Below are 17,346 nucleotides of genomic sequence, written 5' to 3'. Positions count from 1 at the left end.
GTTTGAAGCTGCGGGTTCGTTGTGGCTGGTCGCGCAGTTCCCCGCGCCCCTAAAGGAAAGGCCTGCGGCCTCCTTCAGGGGCGCGGACCGCACCGGACTTCACCAAGGCCGCTCAGGCGGGCAGGCCCCCGGTCGCCGGGTCCCGTGCCGTCAAGCAGTACGTGCCGCCTGCCGGGTCTCGCATCACCAGCCACCTCGCGCCGCTGTTCACGAACGTGGCGCCCAGTTGCTCGTGCCAGGTGCGGGTCGCCTCCATGTCGGAGCAGGACAGGTCCAAGTGGGCGGACGTGGGGCGGTCCTCGTCCAGGCGTTGGAGGAGGAGGCGGACTGGGAGGCCGGGGGACTCCACGATGTGGAACTCCGGGCGGGAGCCCGGGTGGGCGTTCCAGCCGGTGAGGGCGGGCCAGAAGGTGACGTCACGGTCGTACGCCGGTGGGGACAGGTCGATGCATACCTGGTCGAGGCGGCTTGTCGAGCCGTCGGGGGCCTCGGTCGCCGGTGGCCGGACCGACTCGCCGTGCCAGGGGACCACGCAGAACAGCTGGCCGCCGGGGGAGCGGAGTACCGCCCAGCCGGGGTTGTCGGAGACCATCTCCGCCCCCAGTCGCAGCGCCGACTCCACCAGCGCGGGGACGTCCTCGGGGCACAGGTCCAGGTGTGCGCCTCCGGGGCCCGAGGTGACGCTCTGTGCCTTTACGCAGGCGTCTCCTTCTTCCGGTTCTTCCGGTAGCAGGGTTACGAACTCGTCCTGGTCGCCCCGCGGTGGGGACGGGCGTGTTCCGGTGACCGTCGTCCAGAAGTCGCAGGCCCGGCCGTAGGTTTCGGCGGGGCGGTCGATGAAGGCGTACGTCCAGCGGATGCTCATCGGGGGATCGTAGGCCGGGGCTGGACGTCCGGCATTCCAATAAGGCGGGGCTGGCTAATCTGCTGCGGTGACCATCGAGTTGACGCTGTTGACGCGGGTTTCGTATCGCGACCGGGAGATCACGGGGCCCCGGCTGCGCGGGCTGCTCGCTCTGCTCGCGGAGGATCTGCGGGTGGGGGCCAGTACGGCGCAGCTGGTGGACGGGCTGTGGCCGGAGGAGCAGCCGGAGAACCCGACCAAGGCGCTTCAGGTGCTCGTTTCCCGGGTGCGATCGCAGCTCGGTCCTGGCGTCGTCGCCAGCACCCCGACCGGGTATCGGCTCGCCCTGGCCGAGGAGCAGGTCGACAGCTCCGCCGTGCTGCTGTGCTCCGCCGAGGCCGCCGCGCACGCCCGGGCGGGCGAGCACGCGGAGGCGCTCGCGCGTGCCGAGGCCGGGCTCGCGCTGTGGGACGGCGCACCGGCCGGCGACAGCGACGTACACGATGATCCGGTGTCCGCGCTGCGGGCGGCGCGCGCCCCGGCGTACGCGGCGCTGACGCGGGCCCGCGCGCTTGCCCTGTCCCGGCTCGGCCGCCGCCCGGAGGCCGTCGAGGTGCTCACGCGGCTCGTGGGCGAGCTGCCGCGGGACGAGGAGGTGCTGCTCGAACTGCTCCGCTGCGAGGCCGGCACGGTGGGGCCGGCCGCCGCGCTGGCCCGCTACGACGCCTACCGCCGCCGGCTGCGCGACGAACTCGGCACCGACCCCGGGCCCGCCCTGCGAGCCCTGCACCAGGAGCTGCTGCGGGGCGAGGCGCCGGTGGTCCGGCACGGGATCCCGTACGAGCCGAACCCGCTGCTCGGCCGGGACGACGACATCGCCGCCGTGGCCGGCCTGCTGCGGTCCTCGAGGGTCGTCTCGGTCATCGGTCCCGGCGGCCTCGGCAAGACCAGGCTCGCGCACGCCGTCGGCCGCGAGGCGGAGCAGCGGGTCGTGCACTTCGTGCCGCTCGCCGGCGTCACCGCCGACGACGACCTCGCCGGGGAGGTCGCTTCGGCCCTCGGCGCCGGTGAGTTCGTGCGTACCTCCGGGCTGCCCACCGACCTCCTCGCCGGCATCGCGGGCGCCCTGGGACCGTCAGCGCTGCTCATCCTCGACAACTGTGAGCAGGTCGTACGCGGCGCCGCCGAACTCGTACGGGCCCTGGTGTCCACGACCCGTGACCTGCGAGTGCTCACCACGAGCCGGGCTCCACTCGGCCTGTCCTCCGAATCCCTGTACCTGCTCCCGGAGTTGAGTCTGCCGACGACCGTCGAGCTGTTCGGGCAGCGGGCCCGGGCGGCCCGGCCCGGCGTCGAACTGCCCGTCGGCACGGTCGAGGAACTGTGCCGCCATCTCGACGGGCTGCCGCTCGCTGTGGAGCTGGCGGCGGCCCGGACGCGGGTCATGGCGGTCGACGAGATCGCGCGCCGCCTCCAGAACCGCTTCACCCTGCTGCGCGGCGGCCCGCGCGACGCGCCGCAGCGGCACCGCACACTGCTCGCCGTCGTCGACTGGAGCTGGCATCTCCTCGAACCGGACGGACAGGCCGCGCTGCGGGCCCTGTCCGTGTTCCCCGACGGCTTCACCGAGGACGCCGCCCGTCAACTCCTCGGTGACGAGGACGTGTTGGAGGTGCTTGAGCATCTCGTCGACCAGTCGCTGCTCAAGGTCGGGGAGACCGTGGCGGGCGTACGGTTCCGGATGCTGGAGACCGTACGGGAGTTCAGCACCGCGCGGCGGGAGGAGGCGGGGGAGAGCGAGCGGGTGACGGGGCAATTCCTCGCGTGGGCCCGGGACTTCGGGAAGGCGCACCACGACGCGGCCTTCGACGCCGAATCCGTGGCGGACCTGGAGCGGATCCGCGCCGAGCAGGACAATCTGCTGCACGCGCTGCGGCTGGCACAGGTACGCGACGACCGGCCCGTGATCGTTGGCGTCGCAGCCGTACTCGCCGGGCTCTGGAACATCGACTCCAGCTACCAGCGCACCATCGCGTTGATCGAGGAGACCGGCCGGACCCTCTCCCACTTCCGGCCCGAGCCGGAGTTCGTGGAGGTCACGCGGACCCTGGCGACCCTCTTCGCCTCCAACGTGCTGACGCTCCAGGGCTCGACCCCTCGCGCGCTGCGCGCGGTGACCGTCCTGCGCAGGCTGCCCCCGGCCCCGCCGGACACCCTGGTGCGCGCCGCGGCGATCGTGGTGAGCGGGATCCTGGGACCCGATCCGACCGCGCTCGCGACCCTGTGCGACAGCCCCGAGCCGCTGGTGGCCGGTGTCGCCAACGCCGCCGAGAGCTACGTACGGGAGCGCGAGGACGATCCGGAGGGGGCGCTCAGGACGGCGCGGCGGATGCTGGAGGCGTTCGAGCCGCGTGGGACGCCCTGGATGCTGACCATGGCCCATGCCCGGGTCAGCGAACTGTGTGTCCAGCTCGAACGGGGCCAGGAGGCGCGGCGTCATCTGCTGACGGCACTGCGCCTCCAGGACCAGCTCTTCGGGACCGATGCCGACGACACCGGGGTGCGCTGGGCCCTGGTGATCGCCTCTCTCCAGCTCGGGGACATCGACGCGGCGGAGTACTGGCTCGAGCAGACGGTGGGCAAGGCGGACGAGGGGTTCGGGGTGCGCATGTACGACCTCGGGTTGCGGGCGGAGGTCCTGATCGCCCGTGGGGACGCCGAGGCCGGTCTCGAAGTGTGGCGGCGTGCCGCCGATCCCTCGGCGAACGCCGACGGTCCGCTCTTCGGGGGCGAGGCGACCGGCCTTGAGCCGTGGACGCTGGAGGCCGAAGCCGTCACCGTGACCGCCCACGCGCAGCACGGGCGCCTCGATCTCGTGGAGGGACTGGTCCGTGAACTCCCGTGCAAGACAAGGGCGATGCTCTCCCAGCCTGCCGCCGCGCTGCCCGCGTACTACATGGATCTGCCTGTCTGCGGCACGCTTCTGCTGGCCCTCGCGATGGTCGATCTCGACCGGGGCGCCACCCGTTCGGGAGCCCGCCTGATCGCCCTCGCGGAACGCTGCCGCTTCCTGCGTTCCTTCCAGCCGACCATGTCCTCCGCCCGCGCCCGCGAAGCCGCCCGCAACGCCGACAAGGCGGCCTACGACGACGCGGTGTCGACGTATGCCGCCCTGGGGCGGGAGCAGTTGCGGGCTGCCGCGCTGGAGGCGCTCCGGGAGCGGGAGCAAGGTCTCTGAGGGCGGGGCGGTTGAAACCGCGAGCCGATCGGTGAGACTCGGGGGACCTTTGCGCAGGTCGGCGGCGTGGCGGCTGCTGATGGTCAGCCGACTCACACAGGATCTTCGGCGGATTCTCTCCCCACACGGGCCGGGGACTTGGCACGGTAGGGGCATGACAAGCACCGAGTCGGACGACCCCGACGCACCGAAGGCCCTCAGGACGAAGCGCGCCGCGAACAACGCCACGCCGACGGGTCCCACGAACGACACGGCCGGGAGTACCGGCCGTGTGACGGCCGCTCAGGCCATGCGCGGTGCGGCGGTTCAGCTCGCCGAACTGCTCGGCACCACCCCGGATTCCGTTTCCGCGCTCCGGCCGACACAGGACGGCTGGACGGCCGACGTGGAGGTCGTGGAGCTGGTGCGGGTCCCCGACACCATGACCGTCATGGCCACCTACCGCGTCACGCTCGACCTGCGGGGCCAGCTCCTCGGCTACGAACGAGTGCGCCGCTACGCCCGCGGCCAGCTCGACCGGGAGCGTTGAGCTCCCGATCAGCTGCTGCTCCAACTCCTGCTCCAAACTTCCGCTTTCGACAGTGGTTTTCGGTCCCGCCCGTGAACACGGCCGCTGTGTCTCCCGTACGTACCAGTGGAAACGGCCCCGTGCGGAGCACAGCGAAGGGAACCCGAACCCGTGACCGTCATGACCACAGCAAGCGGAACGCAACCCGTTGCCGCCTCCAGTTCCAGCGGTTCGGGGACCGCCGGGCTCTACGACATTCTCGAACTCATCCTGGACCGCGGGCTCGTCATCGACGTGTTCGTCCGTGTCTCGATCGTCGGCATCGAGCTGATCAAGATCGACATACGCATCGTCATCGCCAGCGTGGACACCTATCTGCGCTTCGCCGAGGCCTGTAACCGGCTCGACCTGGAATCGGGCCGCAAGGCGCCCGCCCGGCTCACCGACATCGTCGGCGACATGGTCGAGAGCGGGGCCAGGGGCACGACGAACGGCGCGATCAGCGGCGCCGTCGACGGTGTCGTCGACGCGGTCGGCGACTTCTTCGGCGGCGACGACGAGGAGGGGAAGAAGCGGTGAGCAAGGAGAAGGAGGAGAGGGCACAGGAGGAGAAGGGGAGGCGCGGTGAGTGACGCCCCGACGAACCCGGCGCCGGCCTCACCGGTCCCGGAGCCGGCACCGGACCCACCCCTGTACGTCTACGCCATCACCGGCTCCGACCATCCCCTGCGGCTCGACGGACTACGGACCGTCGGCGGCATCGGCGGCTCCCTGAGCGCGGTGATCCGCGGCGGGCTCGCCGCCGTCGTCAGCCCCGCACCCACCGAGCTACGACCCAAGCGCCGTGACCTCACCGCCCACCAGGAGCTGCAGGAGCGGCTGATGGCGGACGGGGCGGTGCTGCCCATGCGGTTCGGGATGCTCGCCCCCGACAGCGCGACCGTCGGAAGGGCGCTGGAGGAGAAGAGCGAGGAGTACACGCGCAGACTCGCCGAGCTGCACGGCACCACCGAGTTCAACCTCAAGGCCGCACGCGCCCAGGACGACCTGCTGCGCGAGGTGCTGAGCGAGTCCGAAGAGGCCCGCAGACTCAACGAGCTCACCCGGGACGGCAACGGCACCTACGAGGATCGCGTGGCTCTCGGCGAGTTGCTGGCCAAGCAGGTCGACGCCCGGCAGCGGCTGCTGGCCGAACAGGTCGTGCAGCAGTTGTCCTCGCTGACCCGCGCGAGAGTCGAGGGCCCTCCGGCGAAGGACGACTTCCTCAACGTCTCGTTCCTCGTCGCACGTGCTCACGCCCACGAATTCACCGAGGCGGGGCAGCAGTTGGCGCGTGACTTCGGCGAGGGCTACGACTTCCGGCTGCGCGGCCCCCTGCCCCCGTACAGTTTCGCGGCCTGACCCATGGGCCTGCTGACCGGCATCCTCACGCTGCCACTCGCGCCCCTGCGCACCACGATGTGGGTCGCCGGGCAGGTGCGGGACGCCGCCGAAGCGGAGTACTACGACCCGGCCCCCGTCCAACAGGCCCTCACCGAACTGGAACGGGCCCTGCTGGAGGGGCGGATCGACGAGGACGAGTACGACCGCCGCGAGGACGAACTGCTGGACCGACTCGACGAGATCACCGCATGGAGACGAGCCTCCGGATCATGACGCCACGACGCAGTACGCAACGAGGCATCACGCCACGGCACATCGGGCGACGATGCGTCACGCCTCGGCGCATCGGGCAGCGACGCGTCACGCCACGAGGCATTGGGCAGCGACCATGACGCAACCGGTGGCAGGCACACTCGGCGGATCGGCGTCACGCCTTCCGTCCCCGTACGTGCAGGGGCCGGGCGGCCAGGGCGCCAACCTCGCCGACATCCTCGAACGGGTCCTCGACAAGGGCGTGGTGATCGCGGGCGACATCCGGATCAACCTGCTCGACATCGAGCTGCTCACCATCAAGCTGCGGCTCATCGTCGCCTCCGTCGACAAGGCGAAGGAGATGGGCATCGACTGGTGGGAACACGATCCCACCCTCTCCTCCCGGGCCTCCCAGGCTTCCCAGGCGAGTTCCGGTGCCGCGGAGCAGCCCGTCGCCGAGCGGTCGGACGCGTCGCTCGCCGAGCGGCCGGACGGGCGGTCCCTTGCTGAGGCCGAGGATCCCGTCCGCTCCCTCGCCGAGGAGAACGAACGCCTGCGCGCGGAGATCGCCGCGCTGCGGTCCGCCGACAGGAGCCCTGCCTCATGACGCACACCGATATCGTCACCGACACCGATGTGAAGACCGACTTCGGCACCGGCATCAAGGCCGAGGTCAGAGCCGGCATCGACGCCGAGATCGACGACCGCGTCGAGACAGACCTCAAGACGGACGTCGAGACCGAGGTCGGCACCGGCACCGGCACCGGCGCGAAGACCGACATCGTCTACGCCTACGCCGTGCTGCGCCGCACCCCGGAGGCCGCCCGTGCGGTCGCGGACCTGCGCGGGGTCGCGGGCGAACCGATACGCCTGCTGGAGTTCGGCGACGACGCACCGGATGGCACTTCGGATGGCGCTCCGGACGAGGCACACGAGGCACACGAGGCACAGGATGGTGCCCGGGACGACGCACCGGACCACCCCCCGGCGCTCGCCGCGGTCGTCGGCACCGTCCCCGCCGCGGAGTTCGACGAGGCGTCCGTCAGGGCCGGCCTGGAGGACCTGGACTGGCTGGAGGCCACGGCCCGCGGGCACCACGCGGTGGTCGCCTCGCTCACCGGCCGCGGCATCGCCGTGCTGCCGCTGCGCCTGGTCACCGTCTACCGCGACGAGGGCCGCGTACGGCAGACCCTGGAGAACCGCCGCGACGACTTCCTGCCACTGCTGGACCGCGTCACGGGCCACGTGGAACTCGGCGTCAAGATCTACGCGGCTCCCGACGACGAGTCTCCCGACCCCGAACCGGCCAAGGGCCTGGGCGTCGGCCGCGCCTACCTGGCCGGACGCCGCCGCCGTAAGCGCTCGACGGAGGACGCCTGGCAGGCCGCCACCGACACGGCCGCCCGCCTGAGGGAACTCGCCGGCACCCTCGCCGTGGACCGCGTGGCCTTCCGTCCGCAGAGCGGCGAACTCGCCGGCTCGGCCCCCGGCCCCAACGTCAGCAACGACGCCTACCTCGTCCCCGAAGACCGCGTCGGCGACTTCCGCACCCGCGTCCTGGCAGCGGCCGAGGGCCTCCAGGGCGTTCATGTGGAAGTGACCGGGCCCTGGGCCCCGTACTCCTTCTCCCTCCCCGCGGAACCCGTCTCATGACCGCAGCCACCGTCGCCGACCGTCCGGTCGCCCTCATCGACCTCCTCGACCGCCTCCTCCAGGGCGGCGTCGTCATCACGGGCGACCTGGTCCTGTCCATCGCCGACGTCGACCTCGTACGCATCGATCTGCGCGCCGTCATCGCTCCGGTCGCCGCCGCCGCTGTCGACGCCGCCACCCAGCCGCAGTGAGGCCGCCATGCCCCCGCCCCCGGAAGCCCGTACCGCCGCCCGCCGCCTGTCCACCGACCCGGACACAGTCGAACGCGACCTGGTCAAACTCGTCCTGACCGTCGTCGAACTCCTCCGCCAGCTCATGGAACGCCAGGCCCTCCACCGAGTCGACAACAACGACCTCACAGAGGACCAGGAAGAACGCGTAGGCCTGACCCTGATGCTCCTCCACGACCGCATGCAGGACCTCTGCGCCCGCTATGACCTGCGGCTGGAGGACCTGAACATGGACCTTGGGCCCTTGGGGACGCTGCTGCCGTCCGACTGAAGGCCACCGCGGATTCCCGGACGGCTCGCGGGACCCGGCCGGACGTCGCAGCCTGGAAACCGGGAACGCCGTACCGGTGACCGGGCCCCGGTCCGTGGGGGCGGGCGGTACCCGGATGCCGGGCCGTGTGCTCGGGAGTCGGCTGATGGACGGGACAGCTCTGCACGCGCGCCTGCTGGGCGGCATGGATCTGCGCAGCGGAGAACGGCGGCTGGGGCCGCTGGACTCCGCACGTGCGGAATCGCTGCTGGCCTACCTGCTGCTGCACCGGGACGCGCCGCAGCCGCGTCGGCATGTGGCGTTCCTGCTGTGGCCCGGCTCGAGTGAGCGCCAGGCACACACGAACCTGCGCAAGGTGCTGCACACCCTGCGCCATGCGCTGCCCGAGGCCGACCGGCTGATCGACATCGGGCCGCGGAGCCTGCAGTGGCGCCCGGAGGCGTCCCTGTGGCTGGACGTGGAGCACTTCGAGAGGGCGCTGGCCGCCGGGCGGCTGGAGGACGCGGTCGAGACGTACGCAGGCGACCTGATGGAGGGCTGCTACGACGAGTGGCTCCTCGGTGAACGGGAACGGCTGGCAAGTCTTCACCTGGACGCGCTCGAGGAGCTGGCGCATCGCCATCGGCGCGACGGGCGTCTGCCGGACGCCATCCGCTGTGCCGAGCGGCTGGTCGCCTGCGATCCGCTGCGCGAGGAGAGCCATCGACTGCTGATGGAGCTGTGCCGGGCGTCCGGGGACCGTGCCCGTGCGGTGCGCGCCTACCACGCCTGCGCGGCGGTCCTGGAGCGCGAGCTCGGGATCGAGCCGTCGCCTGAGACCCGTGCCGTGTACGCGTCGCTCGTGGCCGACGCACCGGCTGGCCCGGGGACGCCGTCCGCTTCCCGTGGGAAGGCGTCCGGCACGTCGCCGTTCGTCGGGCGCGAGGTGGAGCGGGCTCGCCTGTCCGCCGTGTGGCGTGCCGCGGCGTCCGGACGGGCTCAGCTGGTGCTGGTCAGCGGTGAGGCGGGGGTCGGGAAGACGCGGCTGGTCGACGAGGTGCGTGCGCGGGTCGGTGGGCTGACGGTGCGGGCCCGTGCCTATCCGGGGGAGGACCCGGTGGCGTACGGGGTGGCCATCGCGTGGCTTCGGTCCCGGCCGGTTGCCGCGCGGCTGCCCCGGCTGGAGGGGTTTCACCTCGTTGAGCTGGCGCGTCTGCTGCCCGAGGTGGCCGCCCGGGTGCCGCCGCCCGAGCCGCTGCCCGAGGCGGAGCTGCGACGGCGGCTGTCCGACGCGATCGGCCACGCGCTGCTGGCCGCGGGGGCGCCGTTGCTGCTGGTCCTCGACGACGCGCAGTGGGCGGACGCGCAGTCGCTGCGTCTCGTCCACCACCTGCTGCGCGCGGCACCGTCCGCGCGGCTGCTCGTCGTGGCCACCGCCCGGCGCGAGGAGTGCGACGCGGACCACCCGCTCCTCGACCTGATCACCGCTGTCCAGGCGCTCGGACGCTTCACCGGGATCGAGCTCGACCGGCTCGACCGGGCGGAGACCGCGCTGCTCGCCGAACGCATCACGGGCGCGCCGCTGGAGACGAGCGGGCTTCAGCGCCTCTACGACGACAGCGAGGGCAACCCCTTGTTCGTCGTCGAGGCGCTCAAGCCCGACGCGCCGGCGGACGCGTCAAAGGTGCAGGCGGTGATCGCGGGCCGCCTGGCCCGGCTGTCGCGCCCCGCCGCGGCCCTGGCCGGCGTCGCCGCCGCGCTCGGCCGAGCCTTCACCGCCGATGTGCTGGCGGCGGCGAGCGGGTTGCCGGAGGAGACGTTCGTGGGCGCGTTGGACGAGCTCTGGCACCGCGGGATCATCCGCGCACACGGCCCGGGCGCCTACGACTTCAGCCATGGCCGAATCCGCGACGCCGCGTACGCCTCGCTCGGCCCGCCACGCCTGCGTCAGGCGCATCTCGCGATCGCCCGCGCACTCGAGCGGAGCGGAGACGCCGCCGCAGCCGCTCTCGCCCAGCACTACGACCACGCCGGTGCGACCGGCGAGGCCGTCCGCTGGTACGCCCGCGCCGCGGAGAACGCCCAATGGCTGCACGCCCACACGGCTGCCGTCCGGGCACTCGAACGCGCACTGGCGCTGGCCGGCCGCCTGCCACCCGGTCCTGACACCGCCCGGCTCCAGCTGCGCCTGCTCACCTCGCTCCCGGCACCGCTCGTGGCCTGCGAGGGATACGGCTCCGAACGGATGGCGCAGGTGCACACCCGCGCCCTGCGTCTGGCCGGACGACTCGGCTGCGACCCCGAGCCGCCGCTGGTGTGGTCCCTCGCGCTGGCCGCCCTCACCCGTGGCGAATGGGAGTCGGCACGTACGTACGGGGCCCAGTTGCGGGCGCGCGCCGAGCGGGACGACGACCCGGTCCTGCGGGTGGAGAGCGACTACATCCTCGGCATCGCCGCCTACTGGCCCGGACAACTGGCCGAGGCGCGCACCCACTTCGAAGCCGCGATGCGCCGCTTCCGGCCCGCCCTGCGCGGCGCCCACGTGCTGCGCTACGGGCAGGACCCGGAACTGCTCGTCCGGATGCGCCTGGCCCACACCCTCTGGCTCCAGGGCCATCCCGACGACGCCGACCACCAGCAGGCCCTCGCCCTGCACGCCGCCGGCGAGTCCGCCCACTCCTACAGCCGGGCCACCGTCTGGGTGTGGTCCGCGATCCTCGCCATGGACCGCGCCGACACCGAACGGCTACGCCGCTACGTGCGGATCCTCGCCGCCGACCCGATGGACGACGCTCCCGCCCAGATCCGGCTGGTGGCGGACATGTTCGCGGGCCACCTCGAGGTCCTCGACGGGCGCACGGCCGCCGGACTGGCCCGCGTACGGGACGTGCGTGAGCACCTCGTGCGTGGCCGGTCGCCCGCACCGGGTCTGCCGGGCGTGGCCACGCGCCTGCTGCTGGAGGACTACACGGTGGCGGGCGAGCCGAAGGCCGGCCTCGCGCTGGCCGACGAGGCGCTCGGCATGGGCCGCGGCGCCGAACTCTGGGAAGCCGAGATCAGACGCCTGCGCGCGACCTTCCTCGCCGCCCTCGACGCTCCCGGCGACGAGGTCGCGGCGGAACTGAGGCGCGCACTCACCGCGGCCCGGCGCCAGCGGGCGTACGCCTTCGAGCAGCGGATCCGGGAAACGCTCGCGGAACGCTGCCCCGGCCACGATCGTGCCCTGGAACGACAACCGGGGGACTGACAACCGGAGGAGGAGCCATGACCCTCACCGATCCGGCAGCCGCACTGCACGAGGGTTTCTCCGGCCAGATGCTGCGGCCGGCCCAGCCGGGTTACGACGAGGCCCGGCAGGTCTTCAACGCCATGATCGACCGACGCCCGGCACTCATCGCCCGCCCCGCCGACACCGCGGACGTCGCCGCGGCCGTAGACGTCGCCCGTAATCACGGGCTCGTCGTGGCGGTCCGCTGCGGCGGCCACAGCGTCGCCGGGCTGAGTACCTGCGACGACGGGCTGCTGATCGACCTCAGCGGCCTGAAGTCGATCACTGTCGACCCCGAAGCGCGGACCGTACGAGCCGGTGGAGGCGTCCTGTGGGGCGAACTCGACGCCGCCACCCAGGCGTACGGGCTCCACACACCCGGCGGGCGCGTCACCACCACCGGGATCGGCGGGTTCACCACCGGCGGCGGCTACGGCTGGACCTCCTGCACGTACGGGCTGGCCTGCGACAACCTCATCGCCGCAGAGGTGGTCCTCGCCGACGGCAGGGTCGTACGCGCCAGTGAGGACGAGCACGCCAACCTGTTCTGGGGCATCCGCGGCGGCGGAGGCAACTTCGGCATCGTCACGGAGTTCACCTTCCGGCTGCACCCGCTCGGCCCGACCGTCCTCGCGGGACTGACGATGTTCCCGATCGAGCGCGCCCCCGAGGCCCTGCGCGGCTGGCGGGACCGCGCCGACGCCGCACCCGACGAACTCGCGACCGCGTGCGTGGTGCTCACCGCGCCGCCCGAGCCGTTCGTCCCCGAGGAACTGCGCGGCAAACCGGTCCTGGGCGTGGCGGCCCTGTACGTCGGTGACGCCGGCCAGGGTGCCGAGGTGGTCCAGCCGATCCGGGACCTCCATCCCGCTGTCGACCACATCGCCCCCATGCCGTACACCGCCTTCCAGGCCGCCCTCGACCCGCTCGCGCCGCGAGGCTTCCGCAGCTACTGGCGCGGCGAGTACATGAGGGAGCTCAGCGACGAGGCGATCGACACGTTCCTCGCCCACGCCGTCGACCTGACCGTGGCCGGCGCACCCCTGAGCGAGATGGTCATCTTCCGCATCGGGCAAGGCGTCGCGACGGTGCCCGACGAGGCGGCGGCCTTCTCCCACCGCGACGCCGGCTACCTGTTCCACCCGATCTGCATGTGGGCGGACCCGTCCGACGACAGCCGGATGACCACAGCCGGCCGCGCCTTCGCCGCCGCCATGCGACCGTTCAGCACCGGCGCCTCGTACCTCAACTTCACCCCGGAGTCCGACCGCGTCCGCGACGCCTACGGCGACGACAAGTACGCACGCCTCGCGACCCTGAAGGACACCTACGACCCGACCAACCTCTTCAGACTCAACCAGAACATCCGCCCCAGCCACCTCGCGCCTGTGGGTTAGCTCCTCGAACTTGGGTACCTCCGCGGCCGTTACGGCGGGATTCCGCGGATCACCGCCGGAGAGATCAAACGCAAACTGTCGTGGCAGGAGGCGAAGGAAACAGCGTGAGCGGGTGGGGTGCCTCAAGGCCAAGCCCGGGCAGTCCACTTCACGCCGCTGAGAAGGCGCGGAATTGGATGGACACGGCTCGGCACCGTGACCGATGATCTCCGGCATGATCCGTGCCGCCACAGTGAACGACGTCGCGGAGATCCACGCGATGATCCGCGAACCAGCCAAGTACGAACGGGCTGTCGAGCAGGCCCGTGCGACCGAGGAGCAGCTCCGCGAGGCACTGTTCGGAGAACTTCCCGCTGCGTTCGCACTGATCCCCGAGGACGACGAGACGGGCAAGGCAGTTGGCTATGCCCTGTGGTTCCCCCGCGTCTCGACCTGGACGGGCACGCGCGGCATGCACCTGGAGGATCTCTACGTACGGCCGCACGCCCGAGGTGGCGGGCACGGCAAGGCTCTGCTCGCCTCCCTGGCCGCGATCTGCGAGCGACACGGCTACGAGCGCTTCGAGTGGTGGGTCCTGGCCTGGAACGAACCGACGATCGACTTCTACAAGTCGCTCGACCTGGAGCTCCTGGATGAGTGGACCGTACGTCGACTGAGCGGTGAGCCCCTCCAGGAACTCGCTGCCCAGGCCCCGGCTGTCCGCAACCAGAGCCCGGCTCTGTAGGGCGGGGGCATGCAACCTCCTGTCGCGGCAGTGATCGAAGCCCACGGAACACTGGAAAGGCTTCTCGCTGGACTGGACGACCAGCAGGTCGCCGAGGCATCCGCCCTACCGGGATGGTCACGCGGCCATGTCCTGGCGCATCTCACCGACAACGCGAGAATGTTCGCCCGTCTCGCGGAGCATGCCCTGCGCGGTGACCTCGTGGCGGGCTACGACGGCGGGGTGGACGAGCGCAACGCGATCATCGAGGCCACGGCGGGTCGCAGCGCCGCCGAGCACCGCGCGGAACTCGCCACGCACACGGCCGCGCTGGAGGCAGTCTGGGCACGCGCCGACGGCATGGACTGGAGCCGTCCCGTCACATTCCGAAACGCGGACCTCGCCGCCACGGTCTTCGCGCGCTGGCGCGAGACATGGATCCACATGGTCGACCTGGAACTCGGTGTGCGGCCGGACGACTGGCCCGAGGACCTGGCCGCACACGCCATCGACTTCCTCCTGGGCCGTCTTCCGGCAGGCACATGCCTCCGTGCAGAGGAGGTGCGTCGACACTGGTCCGTCGGCGACGGGCAGCCGGGCGCGGTGGTCACCGGACGGGTGCGCGATCTGGCGGCCTGGCTGGCCGGACGTACACCCGCGATCTCACCGGTGGCGGCGGAGGGGCTGCCCGCTCTCGGTCCCTGGCCGCCCCACCCGCCACAGCGACTGGACCGGGTGTGACGTCTGCGGCCGGCAGCCGGTATTGCGTTGTCGAAGGGAAGGAACGCTATGCGTGCCGACATAGTTTGGTGGGACCTGTCCGCGTCGGGGCAGACCATCGAGTCCATGCGTGAGTACCTGCGTGAGGAATCCGTCGCCGCGTTCTCCGCGGTGCCCGGGCTCCGCTTCAAGATGTGGCTCTCCGATCCGGACACCAACCGGTGGGGAGCCGTTTTGTTGTGGGAGTCGGAAGACGCGTCCCGCCAGGCACTGCCGAGTCGAGCGCTCGAACTCATCGGCTACCCTCCGGCGGTCGCGCAGGGGTTCGACGTCGAGGCCACAGCCGAGGGCCGATACGAGACAGAACAACTCGCCCTTCAAGGGCTGGCCTTCTCCGAGATCGCCGACTTCGGTGTCCGGACGCAGAAGACCGCACCCGATCCGTCAGGGCCGCCGTTTTAGGCGCCCCGAGGACCGGGTGCGGAAAGGGAGACGCTGCAACCAACGTAATCGCAGGTCAGAGAGCCTGATCAAGGATCAGGCCTTCTTGGTCTCCCAGAAGATCTTGTCGACCTGGGCGATGTAGTCGAGTGCCTTCTGGCCGGTCGCCGGGTCCGTGGAACCCTTTGCGGTCGAGAGGGACTTCAGGGTGTCGTTGACCAGCTGGTGGAGCTCCGGGTACTTCTCGAAGTGCGGCGGCTTGAAGTAGTCGCTCCACAGCACCGCGACGTGGTGCTTGGCGAGCTCGGCGCGCTGCTCCTTGATGGTCGTCGCCCGGGCCTGGAAGTGAGGGTCGTCGTTGCCGGCCATCTTTTCCTGGATGGCCTTCACCGACTCCGCCTCGATGCGGGCCTGGGCCGGGTCGTACACACCGCAGGGCAGGTCACAGTGTGCGCTGACCTTGACCTTGGGGGCAAACAGGCGGGAGAGCATTGAGCTGTCCTTCCTCGTGATCGTCTTCTCAGGTGGGACATTACTCCGTGCTGGACGGGATTTCGCGAGTGCCCCCATGGGCTTAGGACAAAAGTCCGGGGTGAGACTGAGACTGGTGGAGGATCGGACCGGGGAGGTGCCGGTGATGCCGGAGCTGTCGCAGGAGACCGAGCACGGGAGGGCTGTCTTGCCTTTCGGGGTGGCCGAAGTGACCGGGCCGTCCATGGTGCCCACGCTGTACCACGGGGATCTGCTCGTGGTGCAGTACGGGGCGCGGATCAGGCCCGGAGACGTGGTCGTTCTGCGTCATCCGTTCCAGCAGGACCTGCTGGTCGTCAAGCGCGCCGTGGAGCGGCGCGAGGGCGGCTGGTGGGTGCTCGGCGACAACGCGTACGCGGGCGGGGACAGCACGGACTACGGGACCGTGCCCGAGGAATTCGTCCTCGGAAAGGCATGGTTCCGGTACCGGCCCCTGAAGGAGGGTCAGCGTTCGCCGCTCGCGGTCGCGCGCTGGGCGTTCTCGGCCGCGCGGCCGGTGTTCCCCGACCGGTCGGCCTCCAGGCGCTTGCGGGCGCGGTAGGCGGCGACGTTGGCGCGGGTCGCGCAGCGGTCGGAGCAGTAGCGCCGGGAACGGTTCGTCGAGGTGTCGAGGTAGGCGTTGCGGCACGGCGCGGCCTCGCACAGGCCGAGGCGGTCCACGCCGTACTCGGTGAGGTGGAAGGCCAGGCCCATCGCGGCGATCGCGGCATAGCCGGCGGTCGCGTTCGAGGGATGGTCCGCCAGGTGCATGTGCCACAGCGGGCGGCCGTCGTCGTCCCGGAAGTCGTGCCCGGAGATCTGCGGGCTGACGGGGAATTCGAGGAGGAGCGAGTTCAGCAGGTCCACGGCGAGTGTTTCGTCGCCGCCGTCCGCCGCCTCGAAGACCGCCCGCAGCCGCGCCCGTACGCCCCTGAAACGGGTGACGTCCGCGTCTGTGGCGCGGCGGGCCGCCGACGCGTTGCCCCCGAAGAGGTCGCGGACGGCCTCGACCGAGGTGAGCGAGTCCTTGCCCCGGGCCGGTTCCTCGGTGTTGACGAGACGTACGGCGTAGTCCGAGTAATAGGCCAGTTCCACTTGTAGTCCTTACGAGGGCGCTCTATGGTCGTGATGCGAGCGAGTAATGGCTGACTGTGATTCCAGGGTATTACTCCTGGAGGGGAGGGGCTTGCATGACCACCGTGACCGGAGCCGACTGGCCTGCATGGCAAGCGAGCTGGGACGCACAGCAGGAGTGGTACCTCCCGGATCGTGAGGAACGCTTCCGGGTCATGCTCGACATGGTCGGAGCCCTGGTCGGCCCCGCACCGCGTGTACTCGACCTGGCATGCGGTACGGGAAGTATCACGGCCCGGCTCCTGAAAAGGTTCCCGGAGGCCGTCAGCACCGGCGTCGACCTCGACCCCGCGCTGCTGGCCATCGCCGAGGGCACCTTCGCGGACGACGACCGCGTCACGTTCGTGACGGCCGACCTGAAGGACCCCGACTGGACGACAAAGCTGCCGTACGACTCGTACGACGCCGTCCTCACCGCGACCGCCCTCCATTGGCTGCACCTCGAGCCCCTCGCGGTCCTCTACGGTCAGGTCGCGGAACTCGTCCGCGACGGCGGTGTGTTCATGAACGCGGACCACATGATCGACGAGTCCACCCCGCAGATCAACGCGGCGGAGCGCGCGCAGCGGCACGAGCGCATGAACCGCGCCAAGGAGGCCGGCGTACTCGGCTGGACCGAGTGGTGGCAGCTCGCCGCCCAGGACCCGGTACTCGCCGAGCCGACCGCCCGCCGCTTCGAGATTTACGGGGAGCACGCCGACGGCGACACCCCCTCCGCCGAGTGGCACGCACGCGTGCTGCGCGAAAAGGGCTTCGCCGAGGCCCGGGCCGTGTGGCGTTCACCTTCGGACGCGCTGGTCCTCGCGCTCAAGTGA

General features: G+C 71.2%; 19 protein-coding genes. 16 read left to right on the top strand and 3 right to left on the bottom strand.

Features of this window, described 5'->3' with window-relative positions:
* Positions 1-112: 112 nt before the first annotated feature.
* Entirely contained in the window at positions 113-865 is a 753-nt protein-coding gene (locus tag OHT21_RS14595; protein ID WP_328768719.1) for a VOC family protein, read from the bottom strand.
* 67 nt (positions 866-932) lie between these two features.
* On the opposite strand from OHT21_RS14595, the gene OHT21_RS14590 reads away from it, so the two are divergent.
* From OHT21_RS14590 to OHT21_RS14525, 14 genes are all read left to right on the top strand, one after another.
* Positions 933-4,082, top strand: a complete 3,150-nt coding sequence (locus tag OHT21_RS14590; RefSeq protein WP_328768718.1) for an ATP-binding protein — start codon at positions 933-935, stop codon at positions 4,080-4,082.
* A 154-nt stretch (positions 4,083-4,236) separates the two neighbouring features.
* On the top strand, positions 4,237-4,611 hold the full coding sequence (locus OHT21_RS14585; RefSeq protein ID WP_328768717.1) for a gas vesicle protein GvpO: 375 nt from the start codon (positions 4,237-4,239) through the stop codon (positions 4,609-4,611).
* A 159-nt stretch (positions 4,612-4,770) separates the two neighbouring features.
* The gene (gene gvpJ, locus OHT21_RS14580; protein WP_328768716.1) at positions 4,771-5,169 is read left to right on the top strand and encodes a gas vesicle protein GvpJ; all 399 of its coding nucleotides are present in this window, start codon (positions 4,771-4,773) and stop codon (positions 5,167-5,169) included.
* A 111-nt stretch (positions 5,170-5,280) separates the two neighbouring features.
* Positions 5,281-5,991, top strand: coding sequence for a GvpL/GvpF family gas vesicle protein (locus OHT21_RS14575; RefSeq protein ID WP_328774080.1), 711 nt, complete (start codon positions 5,281-5,283; stop codon positions 5,989-5,991).
* A 3-nt stretch (positions 5,992-5,994) separates the two neighbouring features.
* Complete coding sequence (locus OHT21_RS14570) at positions 5,995-6,246, top strand: gas vesicle protein GvpG (protein ID WP_328768715.1); 252 nt, start codon at positions 5,995-5,997, stop codon at positions 6,244-6,246.
* A gap of 115 nt (positions 6,247-6,361) precedes the next feature.
* Positions 6,362-6,832, top strand: a complete 471-nt coding sequence (locus OHT21_RS14565) for a gas vesicle protein (protein ID WP_328768714.1) — start codon at positions 6,362-6,364, stop codon at positions 6,830-6,832.
* Complete coding sequence (locus OHT21_RS14560) at positions 6,829-7,878, top strand: GvpL/GvpF family gas vesicle protein (RefSeq protein ID WP_328768713.1); 1,050 nt, start codon at positions 6,829-6,831, stop codon at positions 7,876-7,878. Before OHT21_RS14565 ends, OHT21_RS14560 begins: the two co-directional genes overlap by 4 nt.
* Entirely contained in the window at positions 7,875-8,069 is a 195-nt protein-coding gene (locus tag OHT21_RS14555; RefSeq protein ID WP_165341758.1) for a gas vesicle protein, read from the top strand. Before OHT21_RS14560 ends, OHT21_RS14555 begins: the two co-directional genes overlap by 4 nt.
* Positions 8,041-8,379: a gas vesicle protein K gene (locus OHT21_RS14550; RefSeq protein WP_443050635.1), complete on the top strand. Its 339-nt coding sequence runs from the start codon at positions 8,041-8,043 to the stop codon at positions 8,377-8,379. The genes OHT21_RS14555 and OHT21_RS14550 overlap by 29 nt, the downstream gene beginning before the upstream one ends.
* Positions 8,380-8,524: 145 nt before the next feature.
* Positions 8,525-11,605 (top strand): ATP-binding protein, encoded by a 3,081-nt coding sequence (locus OHT21_RS14545; protein WP_328768712.1) that lies wholly within the window; start codon positions 8,525-8,527, stop codon positions 11,603-11,605.
* Positions 11,606-11,622: 17 nt separating this feature from the next.
* Positions 11,623-13,023, top strand: a complete 1,401-nt coding sequence (locus OHT21_RS14540) for an FAD-binding oxidoreductase (protein ID WP_328768711.1) — start codon at positions 11,623-11,625, stop codon at positions 13,021-13,023.
* Positions 13,024-13,237: 214 nt separating this feature from the next.
* Positions 13,238-13,747: a GNAT family N-acetyltransferase gene (locus tag OHT21_RS14535; protein WP_328768710.1), complete on the top strand. Its 510-nt coding sequence runs from the start codon at positions 13,238-13,240 to the stop codon at positions 13,745-13,747.
* 9 nt (positions 13,748-13,756) lie between these two features.
* Positions 13,757-14,467, top strand: a complete 711-nt coding sequence (locus OHT21_RS14530) for a maleylpyruvate isomerase family mycothiol-dependent enzyme (protein ID WP_328768709.1) — start codon at positions 13,757-13,759, stop codon at positions 14,465-14,467.
* A 48-nt stretch (positions 14,468-14,515) separates the two neighbouring features.
* Entirely contained in the window at positions 14,516-14,908 is a 393-nt protein-coding gene (locus tag OHT21_RS14525; protein ID WP_328768708.1) for a hypothetical protein, read from the top strand.
* Between the two features lie 75 nt (positions 14,909-14,983).
* Here OHT21_RS14525 and sodN read toward each other — a convergent pair whose 3' ends face one another.
* Positions 14,984-15,379, bottom strand: a complete 396-nt coding sequence (gene sodN, locus OHT21_RS14520) for a superoxide dismutase, Ni (RefSeq protein ID WP_328768707.1) — start codon at positions 15,377-15,379, stop codon at positions 14,984-14,986.
* A gap of 145 nt (positions 15,380-15,524) precedes the next feature.
* On the opposite strand from sodN, the gene sodX reads away from it, so the two are divergent.
* Positions 15,525-15,959 carry a nickel-type superoxide dismutase maturation protease gene (gene sodX / locus OHT21_RS14515; protein WP_328774079.1) on the top strand — a complete coding sequence of 145 codons (435 nt, stop codon included), beginning with the start codon at positions 15,525-15,527 and terminating at the stop codon, positions 15,957-15,959.
* Here the strand turns inward: sodX and OHT21_RS14510 are convergent.
* Positions 15,863-16,492, bottom strand: coding sequence for a CGNR zinc finger domain-containing protein (locus OHT21_RS14510; RefSeq protein WP_328768706.1), 630 nt, complete (start codon positions 16,490-16,492; stop codon positions 15,863-15,865). The genes sodX and OHT21_RS14510 overlap by 97 nt on opposite strands.
* Positions 16,493-16,587: 95 nt before the next feature.
* Here OHT21_RS14510 and OHT21_RS14505 point away from each other — a divergent pair, with 95 nt between their 5' ends.
* A complete protein-coding gene (locus tag OHT21_RS14505; RefSeq protein ID WP_328768704.1) occupies positions 16,588-17,346 on the top strand; it encodes a class I SAM-dependent methyltransferase in 759 nt (252 codons plus the stop codon).

Origin of the sequence: Streptomyces sp. NBC_00286, assembly GCF_036173125.1 — a bacterium.
Classification (GTDB): Bacteria; Actinomycetota; Actinomycetes; order Streptomycetales; family Streptomycetaceae; genus Streptomyces.
Note: the sequence above shows the minus strand (reverse complement) of the source record. Positions and strands in the feature narration are given on the sequence as shown.

What these genes read in the sequence shown, in the direction of transcription:
- OHT21_RS14505 (WP_328768704.1), top strand. Translation starts at nt 16,588, where the DNA reads ATGACCACCGTGACCGGAGCCGACTGGCCTGCATGGCAAGCGAGCTGG.
- OHT21_RS14540 (WP_328768711.1), top strand. Translation starts at nt 11,623, where the DNA reads ATGACCCTCACCGATCCGGCAGCCGCACTGCACGAGGGTTTCTCCGGC.
- OHT21_RS14545 (WP_328768712.1), top strand. Translation starts at nt 8,525, where the DNA reads ATGGACGGGACAGCTCTGCACGCGCGCCTGCTGGGCGGCATGGATCTG.
- sodN (WP_328768707.1), bottom strand. Translation starts at nt 15,379, where the DNA reads ATGCTCTCCCGCCTGTTTGCCCCCAAGGTCAAGGTCAGCGCACACTGT.
- OHT21_RS14525 (WP_328768708.1), top strand. Translation starts at nt 14,516, where the DNA reads ATGCGTGCCGACATAGTTTGGTGGGACCTGTCCGCGTCGGGGCAGACC.
- OHT21_RS14565 (WP_328768714.1), top strand. Translation starts at nt 6,362, where the DNA reads ATGACGCAACCGGTGGCAGGCACACTCGGCGGATCGGCGTCACGCCTT.
- OHT21_RS14560 (WP_328768713.1), top strand. Translation starts at nt 6,829, where the DNA reads ATGACGCACACCGATATCGTCACCGACACCGATGTGAAGACCGACTTC.
- gvpJ (WP_328768716.1), top strand. Translation starts at nt 4,771, where the DNA reads ATGACCACAGCAAGCGGAACGCAACCCGTTGCCGCCTCCAGTTCCAGC.
- sodX (WP_328774079.1), top strand. Translation starts at nt 15,525, where the DNA reads ATGCCGGAGCTGTCGCAGGAGACCGAGCACGGGAGGGCTGTCTTGCCT.
- OHT21_RS14555 (WP_165341758.1), top strand. Translation starts at nt 7,875, where the DNA reads ATGACCGCAGCCACCGTCGCCGACCGTCCGGTCGCCCTCATCGACCTC.
- OHT21_RS14535 (WP_328768710.1), top strand. Translation starts at nt 13,238, where the DNA reads ATGATCCGTGCCGCCACAGTGAACGACGTCGCGGAGATCCACGCGATG.
- OHT21_RS14595 (WP_328768719.1), bottom strand. Translation starts at nt 865, where the DNA reads ATGAGCATCCGCTGGACGTACGCCTTCATCGACCGCCCCGCCGAAACC.
- OHT21_RS14585 (WP_328768717.1), top strand. Translation starts at nt 4,237, where the DNA reads ATGACAAGCACCGAGTCGGACGACCCCGACGCACCGAAGGCCCTCAGG.
- OHT21_RS14570 (WP_328768715.1), top strand. Translation starts at nt 5,995, where the DNA reads ATGGGCCTGCTGACCGGCATCCTCACGCTGCCACTCGCGCCCCTGCGC.
- OHT21_RS14530 (WP_328768709.1), top strand. Translation starts at nt 13,757, where the DNA reads ATGCAACCTCCTGTCGCGGCAGTGATCGAAGCCCACGGAACACTGGAA.